Source organism: Stappia sp. TSB10GB4 (genome assembly GCF_900185745.1).
Lineage (GTDB): Bacteria > Pseudomonadota > Alphaproteobacteria > Rhizobiales > Stappiaceae > Stappia.
Genome location: NZ_FYAV01000064.1, coordinates 23,747 through 36,950, shown reverse-complemented (window position 1 = coordinate 36,950; position 13,204 = coordinate 23,747). Strand labels below are relative to the sequence as shown.

The 13,204-nt window shown below is 67.1% G+C and carries 10 protein-coding genes; 4 read left to right on the top strand and 6 right to left on the bottom strand.

All coding sequences use genetic code 11. The features are described from left to right. Window positions 1-34 precede the first annotated feature (34 nt). The 3 genes from TSB10GB4_RS18835 to TSB10GB4_RS18825 all read right to left on the bottom strand — a co-directional run bounded on the left by TSB10GB4_RS18835 (window position 35) and on the right by TSB10GB4_RS18825 (window position 3,957). Window positions 35-1,183, bottom strand: a complete 1,149-nt coding sequence (locus TSB10GB4_RS18835; RefSeq protein ID WP_186397013.1) for an ABC transporter ATP-binding protein — start codon at window positions 1,181-1,183, stop codon at window positions 35-37. 67 nt (window positions 1,184-1,250) lie between these two features. Further along, entirely contained in the window at window positions 1,251-2,342 is a 1,092-nt protein-coding gene (locus TSB10GB4_RS18830) for a polyamine ABC transporter substrate-binding protein (protein WP_186397012.1), read from the bottom strand. A 223-nt stretch (window positions 2,343-2,565) separates the two neighbouring features. Further along, the gene (locus TSB10GB4_RS18825) at window positions 2,566-3,957 is read right to left on the bottom strand and encodes a glutamine synthetase family protein (protein ID WP_186397011.1); all 1,392 of its coding nucleotides are present in this window, start codon (window positions 3,955-3,957) and stop codon (window positions 2,566-2,568) included. 109 nt (window positions 3,958-4,066) lie between these two features. Here TSB10GB4_RS18825 and TSB10GB4_RS18820 point away from each other — a divergent pair, with 109 nt between their 5' ends. The 4 genes from TSB10GB4_RS18820 (at window position 4,067) to TSB10GB4_RS18805 (ending at window position 9,115) form a co-directional block, all read left to right on the top strand. Then, window positions 4,067-4,780, top strand: coding sequence for a GntR family transcriptional regulator (locus TSB10GB4_RS18820; protein ID WP_186387065.1), 714 nt, complete (start codon window positions 4,067-4,069; stop codon window positions 4,778-4,780). A 110-nt stretch (window positions 4,781-4,890) separates the two neighbouring features. Further along, the gene (locus tag TSB10GB4_RS18815) at window positions 4,891-6,288 is read left to right on the top strand and encodes a glutamine synthetase family protein (protein ID WP_186387064.1); all 1,398 of its coding nucleotides are present in this window, start codon (window positions 4,891-4,893) and stop codon (window positions 6,286-6,288) included. A 67-nt stretch (window positions 6,289-6,355) separates the two neighbouring features. Then, entirely contained in the window at window positions 6,356-7,753 is a 1,398-nt protein-coding gene (locus TSB10GB4_RS18810; RefSeq protein WP_186397010.1) for an aspartate aminotransferase family protein, read from the top strand. A gap of 54 nt (window positions 7,754-7,807) precedes the next feature. Further along, window positions 7,808-9,115 carry an FAD-binding oxidoreductase gene (locus TSB10GB4_RS18805; RefSeq protein WP_186397009.1) on the top strand — a complete coding sequence of 436 codons (1,308 nt, stop codon included), beginning with the start codon at window positions 7,808-7,810 and terminating at the stop codon, window positions 9,113-9,115. 18 nt (window positions 9,116-9,133) lie between these two features. Here TSB10GB4_RS18805 and TSB10GB4_RS18800 read toward each other — a convergent pair whose 3' ends face one another. The 3 genes from TSB10GB4_RS18800 to TSB10GB4_RS18790 form a co-directional block, all read right to left on the bottom strand. Continuing rightward, window positions 9,134-10,849 (bottom strand): iron ABC transporter permease, encoded by a 1,716-nt coding sequence (locus TSB10GB4_RS18800; RefSeq protein ID WP_186397008.1) that lies wholly within the window; start codon window positions 10,847-10,849, stop codon window positions 9,134-9,136. A 100-nt stretch (window positions 10,850-10,949) separates the two neighbouring features. Further along, window positions 10,950-12,002 (bottom strand): Fe(3+) ABC transporter substrate-binding protein, encoded by a 1,053-nt coding sequence (locus TSB10GB4_RS18795; RefSeq protein ID WP_186397007.1) that lies wholly within the window; start codon window positions 12,000-12,002, stop codon window positions 10,950-10,952. Between the two features lie 214 nt (window positions 12,003-12,216). Continuing rightward, a complete protein-coding gene (locus TSB10GB4_RS18790) occupies window positions 12,217-13,179 on the bottom strand; it encodes a threonine dehydratase (protein WP_186397006.1) in 963 nt (320 codons plus the stop codon). Window positions 13,180-13,204: the final 25 nt, after the last annotated feature.

Genomic DNA, 13,204 nt, shown 5'->3' with positions numbered 1-13,204 from the left:
CCGTTGGTCGCGGACATGCGGCCCGCCTCGCTCGTTACCTGGTCAGGATGACGCCCGCATCCCGGTCCCAGGACAGCCACACCTTGTCGTCCCAGCCGACCGGCCGCTCGACCACGCGCGAGCGGTTGGCGACGGTCGCGCGCACGGTCTGCTCGTTGGCGATATGGGTGTGATAGATCGACACGTCGCCGAGATAGGCGATGTCCCAGACTTCGCCCGTCACCGCGTTGACGCGGCTTTCCGGCTCGTCGAAGGAGATGCGCACCTTTTCCGGGCGGATCGCGAACCACACCGTGTCGCCGACCGCCGCGTCCACCGCCTGGGCGGTGTCGATCTCGCAGCCGAACTCGACCGACTGCAGCCGGCAGGTGTCGCCGTTCCTGGCGGTCACCTTGCATTCCATCAGGTTGATGTCGCCGATGAAATCCGCGACGAACCGCGAGTTCGGAACCTCGTAGATCTCGGCCGGCGAGGCGATCTGGATGATCCGCCCCCGGTCCATCACCGCGATCCGGTCGGCCATGGTCATCGCCTCTTCCTGGTCGTGGGTGACGATCAGGAATGTCATGCCGAGTTCGTATTGCAGGTCGGTCAGCTCGAACTGGGTTTCCTCGCGCAGCTTGCGGTCGAGCGCGCCGAGCGGCTCGTCGAGCAGCAGCACCTTCGGCTTCTTGGCGAGCGAACGGGCGAGCGCGACGCGCTGCCTTTGGCCGCCGGAAAGCTGATGCGGCTTGCGCTTGGCGAAGTCCTGCAGCTTCACCAGCTTCAGCATTTCCGCCACACGCTCGGCGATCTCGTCCTTCGGCATGCCTTCCTGCTTGAGGCCGAAGGCGATGTTGGCCTCCACGCTCATATGCGGAAACAGCGCGTAGGACTGGAACATCATGTTGACCGGGCGCTTGTAGGGCGGCACGCCGGCCAGGTTCTGCCCGTCGAGATAGATCTCGCCCGCGTTCGGCGTCTCGAAACCGGCGAGCATGCGCATCATCGTCGTCTTGCCGCAGCCGGAGCCGCCAAGCAGGGCGAAGAACTCGCGCTCGTAGATTTTCAGGGACAGGTCGTCGACGGCGGTGAAATCGCCGAACTTCTTGGTAACGTTGCGAAACTCGATATATGGCCGGGCTTGCGGGTCATCCCAGGGTGCAAAGTCGCGGCGCACCGGTCCGATTGGTTTCTTTGCCAAGGCAGCCCCCTCATCGACGCGGGAAAGGGCCCGGCCGCCGCCAGCGGCGGCCGGGGGGCGAACCGGGTTACCGGCCGGTCTTGACCTTGGTCCACTCGCGCGTCATGGCGCGCAGCGCCGCCGGCGGCTTGGTCGTGGTGGTGAAGAGCTTGGCCACCGTCTCCTCGCTGGGATAGATCGCCGTGTCGTCGAGGATTTCCTGATCGACGAATTCCTTGCTGGCGATGTTGCCGTTTGCATAGAAGACGTAGTTGGTCGCCTTGGCGATCACCTCCGGCCGCATGATGTAGTCGATGAAGGCATGCGCTTCCTCCACATGCGGGGCATCGGCCGGGATCGCCATGTTGTCGAACCACATCATCGCCCCCTCCTTGGGGATCGAATATTCGACGGTGACGTCCTTGCCGGCTTCCGCGGCGCGGTCGCGCGCCTGCAGCACGTCGCCCGACCAGCCGACCGCCATGCAGATGTCGCCATTGGCGAGCGCGTTGATATATTCCGAGGAGTGGAATTTCTGGATATAGGGGCGGATCGACATCAGCAATTCGCCCGCCTTGGCGAAGTCGTCCGGATTGCTGCTGTCCGGCTCGAGACCCAGATAGTTCAGCGCCGCCGGGAAAAGCTCCTCGGCCGTGTCGAGCAGATGCACGCCGCAATCGGCGAATTTCGAGATGATCTCCGGCTTGAACACCATGTCCCAACTGTCGACCGGAGAGTCGGGCATGCGCTCCTTGATCTTCTCGACATTGTAGCCGATGCCGGTGGTGCCCCACATGTAGTTGACGGCATACTCGTTGCCCGGATCGTATTTCTCGATGCGGGCCGCGATGTCCGGCCACACGTTGGACAGGTTCGGCAGCTTCGACTTGTCGAGCTTCTGGAACACGCCGGCCTGGATCTGGCGACCGAGGAAGGTGCCCGTCGGCACCACGACGTCATAGCCGGTGCCGCCGGCCAGCAGCTTGGTCTCCAGCATCTCGTTGCTGTCGAACACGTCATAGACGACGCGGATCCCGGTCTCCTTGGTGAAGTCCGCCAGGATCGATTCGTCGATATAGTCCGACCAGTTATAGACGCGGACCTGCCGCTCCTGGGCGGACAGCGTGCTCGCGGCGAGCACGCCTAGCATCGCGACGCTGGTGAAAAGCAGCTTGTTCATCAGTCCCTCCGTCTGCCCTGGCCGGTGCGGCTTGCGATCCGGCGCCCTGTCGTTCCGGTTGCGGATGCTCTCCGCTCCGGGGTGTGTTGTTGTCCGGCCGGTGACCGGCCGCATCTGTTCCAGCCTAGAAGCGATGGCCTCCGGCCTCAAGTGACCTCGACCGGCAATCGCAACGATCTGCTTCTGCCGACAGGCATTTCCCCAAGCCTGGCGCGATCGCCGCTCACAGATAGGTCTGCCGTTCCAGCGACGAAATTTCGCGTCCGAATGCGAAGAGTTCGTGACGCTTGATGTCGACCAGCACCTTGTGCATTTCCGCGCCGACCGCCTCTTTCATCCGCTGCGAGGCGGCGAAGGCGTCGATCGCCTCGTCCATCCACGGCGTCAGGCGCGGGGCGGTCTTCTCATAGGCATTGCCGTCGACGGCCGGCGGCGGCGGCAATTCGCCGAGCACGCCCTGCATCATCCCCGCCAGCACACCGGTCAGCACCAGATAGGGGTTGGCGTCGGCGCCGGCGATGCGGTGCTCGATGCGCGCCGAGGCCGGCGTTCCGGCCGGCACGCGCAAGGCGACCGAGCGGTTGTCGTAGCCCCAGCAGATCGAGGTCGGCGCACAGGAGCCAGGCTGCATGCGGCGGAAGCCGTTGAAGGTGGAGACGAACAGCAGATGCGCCTCCGGCATCGTGTCGAGCAGCCCGCGGATCGCGTAGCCGAGCCGCGTCTCGCCGGTTTCGGGGTCGGCGAAGATATTGCCGGTGCCGTCCTCCATCGAGACATGCACATGCATGCCGTTGCCCGGCCACTCGACGAAGGGTTTGGCCATGAACGAGGCCTTGAGATTGTGCTTGCGGGCGACACCCGCGACCAGCCGGCGCAGCAGCACCGCATCGTCGGCGGCGCGCAGGGGATCGCGCTGGTAGTGCAGGTTGAGCTCGAACTGCCCGGGCGCGGCCTCGGAGACGGCGGCATCGGCGGGAATATCCTGCGCGTCGGCCGAGCGGCGGATCTCGTCGACCAGCGGCATCAACGCCTCCAGGTCCGAGAGCGCATACATGTTCTGCCGTGCCGGGCCGAGATGGGTGGAGAAGACCGGCGTCGGCGGGCTGCTCCAGTCGCCGTCGTCCTTGTCTTCGAACAGGTAGAATTCCAGCTCGAAGGCGGCCGTCGCGGTCAGCCCGTGCTCGCCCAGCCGGCCGGCCTTGCGCGCCAGCACGTGGCGCGGGTCGCACATGAAGGCGCTGCCGTCCCGGTCATGCATCGACAGCAGCACCTGCGCGGTCGGGCGCTCGGCCCAGGGCACGGCGCGCAGCGAGCCGGGCACCGGCCAGCACACGCCGTCCTTGTCGCCGGTCTCGATATGCATGCCGGTTTCCTCGACCTCGCGGCCCCAGACATCGAGGCCGAACAGCGAGAAGGGCAGGGCGACGCCGTTTTCGAACACCTTGCGCAATGCGCTGCCGGGCAGCCACTTGCCGCGCAGGACCCCGTTGCTTTCGGGCAGGATCACCTCCAGCGTGTCGAGGTCGGGATAGTCCGCCTCGAACCGCGCCACTTCCTCCTGCCAGTCGACGCCGCCGGCCGGGCGCTGCCAGGCCGTGCGATGGGTCTGCAACATAGGTCCTCCAGGGCGCGAACCCGTCGTTCGCGCGAATTGCCGTTAACGCAAAAATGTGATCACGTAGCGGCAAGGCTGTCAAGCAAGCCGGACAAGGGGAGGCAAGGACATGGCTGACCGGAGCCGCCCGCGACAGGCGGGGGACGCGCAGGCGCCGTCCGCCGCCGTCCGCCATTCGCTGCGCGACCGGGTGGAGGCGAGCGTGCGCGAGGCGCTGCTGACCGGCCGCTTCGTGCCCGGCCGCGCCGTCACGCTGCGCGGTCTTGCGGAGGAACTCAAGGTCAGCCCGATGCCGGTGCGCGAGGCGGTGCGGGCGCTGTCGGCGGGGCATGCGCTGGAAATCCGCGCCAACGGCCGGATCCAGGTGCCGACCATGACGCCGTCGCGCCTGGCCGAACTCGTCCGGGCGCGCGTGCTGCTGGAGCCGGAACTGGCGGAGGCCGCGGCGGCGCATCTCGGCCCGCGCGAGGCTGCCGCGCTCGCGGCGATCGACGACCGGATCGATGCCAGCCTCGATGGCGGGGATGCCGAGACCTATATGCGTCTCAACCATTCCTTTCACTTCACCATCTATCGTGCGGCCGGATCCGAGGTGCTGCTGCCGCTCGTCGAAAGTCTCTGGTTGCAGTTCGCCCCGTTCATGCGCACCGTCTACGGGCGGGTGGGAACCTCCGCCCTGATCGATCACCACAAGGAGGCGATCGAGGCGGTGCGGGCCCGCGATGCCGCGGCCCTGCGCAAGGCGGTGGCGGCGGACATCCGCTGCGGCATGGATCTGCTCGACATCGGCCTTCCCGATGCGGTGCCGTCCGGCCCTGGATGATTGTCGATGATTGACTTGATGAAAATGTGATCACAAAATGTGGGCCGTGTGCAGGGAAGGCGGATCGTGACCGGCCGTCCCGCGCGCCCCGCGCCCGAAAGGCGAGACCCGTGAGCAAGAAGAAGAAATCCGCACCCAAGATCGTCAGCCGCCGCGGCGTCGCCTCCTTCGAGGAGGCGCAACTGTGGCTGGCCGAGCGCGGGATCGAGGACATCGAGTGCATCGTCCCGGATCTTGCCGGCGTGGCGCGCGGCAAGATGATGCCGGCGGAGAAGTTCTTCTCCGGCCCGGTGATGACCATGCCCGCCTCGATCTTCGCCCAGACCATCTCCGGCGACTATCCGCCGGACGACGACCGCTTCCAGCACAATTCTACCGACAGCGACCTGTTCTTCCGGGCCGACTACTCGACCTTGACGACGGTGCCCTGGGAGAGCGACCCGACCGCGCAGCTCATCCACGATGCCTATACCCGCGAGGGCATTCCGGTGGAGACGGCGCCGCGCAATGTCCTGAAGCGCGTGCTGCAGCTTTACGAGGACGAGGGCTGGGCACCGCTGGTCGCCCCGGAAATGGAGTTCTACCTGGTCCGCCCGAACACCGACCCGGACTATCCGCTGGAGCCGCCGACCGGGCGTTCCGGCCGGCCGGAGGTGGGCCGCCAGTCCTATTCGATCTCCGCGCTCAACGAGTTCGACGACCTGATCGACGACATCTACGACCTGTCGGAGGCGCAGGGCCTGGCGATCGACACCCTGATCCACGAGGAAGGCGCCGCGCAGATGGAGATCAATCTCCGGCACGGCCATCCGCTGGAGCTTGCCGACCAGGTGTTCCTGTTCAAGCGGACGATCCGCGAGGCGGCGCTGCGCCATGACATGTATGCCACCTTCATGGCCAAGCCGATGTCCAACCAGCCCGGCTCGTCCATGCACATCCACCAGTCGGTGATGGACGTGGAGACCGGCACCAACATCTTCTCGCGCGACGACGGCGAGCCCAGCGGCGCGTTCCTGTCCTTCATCGCCGGCCATCAGGCCTATCTGCCGGCCGTCACCTGCATCCTGGCGCCTTACGTGAACTCCTATCGCCGCTTCACCCGCGGCACCACGGCGCCGGTCAACGTCCATTGGGGCTACGACAACCGGACGGTCGGCCTGCGCGTGCCGAATTCCAAGCCGGCCGCCCGCCGGCTGGAGAACCGCGTGCCCTCGTCGGACGCCAATCCGTATCTCGCCATCGCCGCCTCGCTCGCCTGCGGCTATCTCGGCATCAAGCAGCGCCTGACGCCGGACGAGCCGCGCAGCGTCAACTCCAGCGAGGACATGCATGCCCTGCCGCGCGGACTGCTGGAGGCCGTTGCCCTGTTCGACGAATGCGAGGAGCTGATCGACGTCTTCGGCGAGAAGTTCGTCGCCACCTACCGCGCCATCAAGCAGGAAGAGTTCGAGACCTTCATGAAGGTCATCAGCCCCTGGGAGCGGGAATACCTGCTGCTCAACGTCTGACCCGCGTCAGGCGCGGTTCAGGCGGGGCGAAGAGATCGACAACCAGAAAAGACCGGGAGACGCCACCATGGCCGGTGCCTCGAACCTTTACCCGACCGCCGACCTGCGCGCCCGCGACGCCGCGCACCATTTTCATCCCTTCACCGACACCGGGGCGCTGAACCGCGAGGGCGTGCGCGTCATCACCTCGGCCGAGGGCGTGTGGCTGACCGACAGCGACGGCAACCGCTATCTCGACGGCATGGCCGGCCTGTGGTGCAGCCAGGTCGGTCATGGCCGCGGCGAGATCGTCGACGCGGTCGAGAAGCAGATGCGTGAGCTCGACTATTACAACACCTTCTTCAAGACCAGCCATCCGCCGGTCATCGCCCTGTCGGAGCGGCTGGCGCAGCTCAGTCCGCCGCAGTTCAACCGGGTCTTCTTCACCTCCTCCGGCTCGGAGGCGAATGACACGGTGTTCCGCATGGTCCGCACCTATTGGGACCTGATGGGCAAGCCGGAGAAGAAGACGATCATCGGCCGCTGGAACGGCTATCACGGCTCGACGCTGGCCGGCACCAGCCTCGGCGGCATGGCGGCAATGCACGCGCAGGGCGACCTGCCGGTGCCCGGCGTCCACCACATCGCCCAGCCCTACTGGTTCGGCGAGGGCGGCGAGATGTCGCCGGACGAGTTCGGCATCTGGGCGGCGCGCGAGCTGGAGCGCGCCATCGAGGCGATCGGCGAGGACAAGGTCGCCGCCTTCATCGCCGAGCCGATCCAGGGCGCCGGCGGCGTCGTCATTCCGCCGGACACCTATTGGCCGGAAGTCTCCCGCATCTGCCGCGAGCGCGAGATCCTGCTGGTCGCCGACGAGGTGATCTGCGGCTTCGGGCGGCTCGGCACCTGGTTCGGCTCGCAGCACTACGGCATCGAGCCGGACCTGATGCCGATCGCCAAGGGCCTGTCCTCCGGATACCTGCCGATCGGCGGCGTGATGATCGCCGACCGGGTCGCCGACGCTTTCATCGACAAGGGTGGCGAGTTCTTCCACGGCTACACCTATTCCGGCCATCCGGCCTGCTGCGCGGCGGCGCTCGCCAATCTCGACATCATGCAGCGCGAGCGGCTGGTCGAGCGGGTGGCGGACGACATCGGCCCCTATCTGCAGCAGCGCTGGAAGGCTCTTGGCGATCATCCGCTGGTTGGCGAGGCGCGCATGGTCGGGCTCGTCGGCGCGCTGGAGCTGGTGCCGGCCAAGGGCGACCGCTCGCGCAAGTTCGCGCCGACCGGCGAGGTCGGCACGCTCTGCCGCGACATCTCCTTCGGCAACGGCCTGGTCATGCGTGCGGTGCGCGACAGCATGATCATCTCGCCGCCGCTGGTGCTGACCCATGAGGAGGCCGACGAACTCGTCGCGCGTGCCGCCCGCACGCTCGACGACACCTATGCGGCGCTCAAGAAGGACGGCCGCCTGGCCGCCTGAAACCAGCCTGAAACGAGTGGGAAACGAGCCCGACACCAGCCCAAGGGAGGGGATGTGACCGAAATCGCCAGCGCCCATGCCCCGTCCTACTATGCGGCGAGCGTCGAGGATCGTCCCGTGCGGCCGGCGCTGGCGGGCGCGGTGCGGGCGGATGTCGCCATTGTGGGCGGCGGCTTCACCGGGCTCAACGCGGCGATCACCCTGGCTGAGGCTGGCCGCTCCGTCGTCCTGATCGAGCAGAACCGCATCGGCTGGGGCGCCAGCGGGCGCAATGGCGGACAACTCCACAGCGGCCAGCGGCGCGACCAGGATTACCTGGAACGGCAGTATGGCCGCGACACCGCTCGCCGGCTGTGGAGCTTCGCCGAGGAGGCGAAGGCCCTGCTGCACGAGCGGGTGCGGCGCTTCGGCATCGACTGCGACTGGACGCAAGGCCTGATCCATGCCGCCCACAAGGAGCGTCTCGTCGCCGAGGATTGGGCCTATGCCGAGAAGCTCGCCCGCGACTATGGCTATGACGCGGTCACCCCGCTCGACCGCCAGCAGCTCGCCGCCGCCATCGGCACGGATCGCTATTTCGGCGGCAGCCGCGACGGCGGGGCGGGGCACCTGCATCCGCTGAAGCTGGCGCAGGGGCTGGCCGATGCGGCTGAGGCGGCCGGGGCGGCCCTGCATGAGGCGACCCATGCCCTCGCCCTGCGGCATGTCGACGGGCGCGTGCGGATCGAGACCGGCCAGGGCGAGATCGGGCAGGGCGAGATCGACGCGGGCGCCGTGCTGCTGGCCGGCAACGGCTATCTCGCCGGGCTCGATCCCGACAGCGAGGCCCGCGTCATGCCGATCAACAATTACATCCTGACCACCGAACCGCTGTCGCGCGAGGCGGCGGATCATCTCATTCCCGGCCGCGAGGCCGTCTCCGACAGCCGCTTCGTCGTCTATTACTGGCGCCTGACCCAGGACCTGCGTCTGCTGTTCGGCGGCGGCGAGTCCTATCGGCGCGGCTTTCCGCCGAACCTGCGCAGCTTCGTGCGCGCGCATCTGAACAATGTCTATCCGCAGCTTGCGACAGCCCCCGTCTCCCATGTCTGGGGCGGCACGCTCGGCGTCACGGCCTCGCGCATGCCCTGCCTGCGGCGCACCGCGCCGGGGGTCTATGTGGCGGCGGGGTTCTCGGGCCACGGCGTCGCGATGGCCGGCTTCTGCGGTCATGCGGCCGCCTGCGCCATGCTGGGCGATGCGGACCGTTTCGATGTGTTCGAGAAGCTCGCACCGCCGAAATTCCCCGGCGGGCGGGCCTTCCGCTGGCCGATCCTGGTGCTGGCGATGAGCTGGTTCGCCCTGCGCGACCGGCTCTGGTAGCCGCGGCCGCCGGCCGCTTCAAAGGCGGCGGGTGCTGGCCTTGTCGCGGAAGCTGACGGCGGAGGTGCGCGCCAGCAGGATCGACGGCACCAGCCCCACCAGCACGATCAGCAGCGCCGGCAGGGCGCCTTCGCCGAAGGCCTCGCGCGAGGCGGCGTTGTAGACCGTCGTCGCCAGCGTCTCGAAATTGAACGGGCGCAGCAGGATCGTCGCGGGGAGTTCCTTCATGCAGTCGACGAAGGCGAGCAGCAGCGCCGTCAGCAGCACCGGCCGCAGGATCGGCAGATGCACCTCGAACAGGATGCGCCCGGAACTGCGCCCCAGCGTGCGCGCCGCCATATCGAGATGCGGCGTCACCTTGCCGAAGCCGCTTTCGATCTGGCCGTAGGAGACGGCGAGGAAGCGGATCATATAGGCATAGACCAGGGCGGTGCCGGAGCCGATCAGCAGCAACCCCGTCGAGATGCCGAAGGTGGAGCGGGCGACGCCGTCGACGAAATTGTCGAAATTGGCGACGGGAATGAGGATCCCCACCGCCAGCACCGTGCCGGGGATCGCATAGCCGATTGAGGCGATCCGGCCGGAGAGCTGCGTCAGGCGGCTGGCCTGGACCCGGTGCGCGTAGGTGAGCACCACGCCGATCACCACGGTCAGCAGCGCCGCCGAGACGGACAGGGTCAGCGTGTTCTTGATCGCTGAGATCAGCCGGGGATCGGACAGGGCGTCGAGGCGCCGGCTGGCATAGTCGGTCAGCAGCGCGGCCGGGAAGACGAAGCCGATCAGGATCGGCAGGGCGCAGGCGGCGGTCGCCAGCCACGCCCGCCCGCCGGTCAGCCGGTAGCTCGGCAGGGTCCGGTAATGGGTTGAGGGCGTGTGGAAATTCTGCCCCTTGCGGGCGCGCCGTTCCATCCACAACAGGGCGAAGACCAGCGCCAGCATGGCACAGGCGATCTGCGCCGCTCCGGCCAGGCTCGAGCGATGCACCCAGGTGTCGTAGACCGAGAAGCTGAGCGTGTGGACGCCGAAGAAGGTGACCGCGCCGATGTCGTTGAGGCACTCCATCAGGGCGAGCGAGATGCCGACGACGATCGCCGGACGGGCGAGCGGCAGCGCCACGCGAAAGAACAGGCGCATGGGACCTGCGCCGAGCGTGCGTGACACGTCGAGCGTCGATGCCGATTGCAGCAGCAGGGCGGCGCGGGTCGTCAGGTAGACATATGGATAGAGCACGAAGCCCATCACGAAGATCGCCCCGCCCAGCGAGCGGATTTCCGGAAACCAGTACTCCCGCGAGGTGCGGAAGCCGAAGAGATCGCGGACGAGGCTCTGCACCGGCCCGGTGAAGGTGAGGATCTCCACATAGGTATAGGCGATGATGTAGGTCGGCACCGCCAGCGGCAGCAAGAGCGCCCAGTCGAACAGGCGCCGGCCGGGGAAGCGGCACATGGTGACGAGCCAGGCCGTGCCGGTGCCGATCACGAAGGTGATCAGGCCGACGCCCAGCAGAAGCAGGAAGGTGGTGCGGAGCGACCGGGGCAGGACGGTCGTCATCAGATGGTTCCAGACATCGCCTGTCGGTTGCGCCGCCAGCACCACCAGCGCGCCGACCGGCAGCAGCGTCAGGGCGGCGACCAGGAGGCCGGCGACGAGCCAGGCCCTGTCGGCAAGACTGCGCGAGGCGCGCGGCGCGACCGGGGTGGCGGCAAGATCGTCGAGGCGGGCGGTCTGGTTCATGGGCGCGTGCGGCGATTCGGATCTTCTGGAAACGGAGAACGGCGCCCGGTCACCAGGACCGGACGCCGTGCGGTTTTACACCTGTTTGCGAGGACGGGCCTCAGCTCTGCGGGCCGTCGTTGAAGCCGACCTTGTCGACCAGCTCGCTGGCGGCCTTGCGGTTCTTGGCGATGTCGTCGAGCGACAGGGGATCGGCCTTGAGCTCGCCCCAAGAGGCGACCAGTTCGGAGATCGCGACGCCCGCCTTCACCGGATACTCGTTGTTGGCCTCGGCATAGATCCGCTGGGCCTCGTCCGAGGACAGGAACTCGATGAGCTTGACGGCGGCTTCCGGGTTCGGCGCGTTCTTCGCCATCACCACGCCGGAAATGTTGACGTGGGTGCCACGGTCATCGGCGTTCGGGAACAGGATCTTGACCGAGTTGGCCCAGTCCTTCTGCTCCGGCTCCTTCTCGTTGGTCAGCATCGCACCCATGTAATAGGTGTTGCCGAGCGAGAGGTCGCACTCGCCAGCGAAGATCGACTGGACCTGGCTGCGGTCGTTGCCGGTGGGCTTGGTGGCGAGGTTGTCGCGCAGGCCGGTGAGCCAGGCCTCGGCTTCCTCGGCGCCCTTGTGGGCGATGATCGAGGCGAACAGGGCGACGTTGTAGACGTGCTGGCCGGAGCGGGTGCAGATCTTGCCCTTCCACTTCGGATCGACCAGTTCCTCATAGGTGATGCTGTCCTGCTCCACGCGCTCCTTGGAGGCGTAGATGATGCGGGCGCGGGTGGTCAGGCCGATCCAGTGACCCTCCGGATCGCGATACATGGCCGGAACGTTCTCGTTGACGATCTCGGACGACACCGGCTGGGTGATGCCGAGTTCCTTGGCGCCGTCGAGACGGCCGATGTCCACGGTCAGCAGCACGTCGGCGGGCGAGTTCGCGCCTTCCGCCTGGATGCGCTCGGCCAGGCCGTCGGCGGCGAAGATCACGTTCGCCTTGATCCCGGTCTCATTGGTGAAGGCCTCGAGCAGCGGCTCGATCAGGAACGGCTGGCGATAGGAATAGATGTTGACCTCACCCTCGGCGAAGGCCGGCGTTGCGATCGCGGCGGATGCGAGCAGCGCGGCGGACAGGACGCCGGTGCGCAGAAGGGGAACCTTGTGGAACATGAATCTCTCCCAGCGATCAGGGGACAAGGCCCTGATGTCGGTTGCGTTGGCCACGCGACCCTGCCGTTACGGCAGTTTCTTGCGAGGCGTCTGCATCATAAAAACAGGAGTTTGTGTGTCAAGAATAATCGCCTGAAAAATCAATAGTTTAGAATTGTTCTAAGTTAACATGAGCGTTTTTGGTAACTTTTCCCGAAAGCCGCGGCAGACCCGGTCACGGCGCCGGCGTGTGGCCGGCCAGGATCGTGGCCATCCAGTCGGTGTCGATGTTCTGCCCGCTCAAGACGATACCGGCGGTCTCTCCGCGATTGCGGTCCTGCAGCAGCGCCGCCAGGGCGGCGGCGCCGGCGCCTTCGGCCAGATTGTGCGTGGCGCGATAGAGCTGCCGCACCGCATCGGCGATGGCCTCGTCGCTGACGCGCAGGATGTCGTCCACCCCGGCGCGGATCACCGCGAGGGCGGTTTCGTCCGGCCCGCGCACCGCCATGCCGTCGGCGAAGGTCGCGGCGCTCGCCGTCTCCACCCGCTGCCCGCTTTCCAGCGACCGCGCATAGGCATCGGCCTTGTCGGAGACGACGCCGACGATCTTCGTCCGCCGCCCGAGCAGGTCGCGCGCCGAGATCATGCCGCAGATGCCGGAGCCGAGACCGATCGGCACATAGACCACATCGAGATCGGCAACGGCCCGGAAGAACTCCATCGCATAGGTGGCGACGCCACGCACCAGGTCGGAATGGAAGCTCGGCACCATCACCAGCCCGCGCTCGTCCGCCAGTTCCATCGCGTGCTGCTTGGCCTCGTCAAAATCGCTGCCGGCCTCCACCAGTTCGGCGCCGAAGGCCCGCATCGCGGCGTTCTTCTCGCGGGAATTGCCGCGCGGCGCGACGATGGTGCAGGTGAGCCCGTTGCGGGCCGCCGCAAAGGCGAGGCTCTGGCCGTGGTTGCCGCGGGTGGCGGAGATGATGCCGGTGCCGCTCGGATGGTGGCGGGCGATGCCGCCTGCCATCACCAACCCGCCGCGCACTTTGAAGGCGCCGGTCGGCGTGTGGTTCTCGTGCTTGACCCAGACCGGGCGGCCGACGGCCTCGGCCAGCAGCGGCCAGGCATATTGCGGGGTCGGTGCCATCGACCGGTAGACGGTCTCGGCGGCATCCTCGATGGTGGCAAGGGTCAGCATGGCGGATCCGGAAAATGATGGCGGA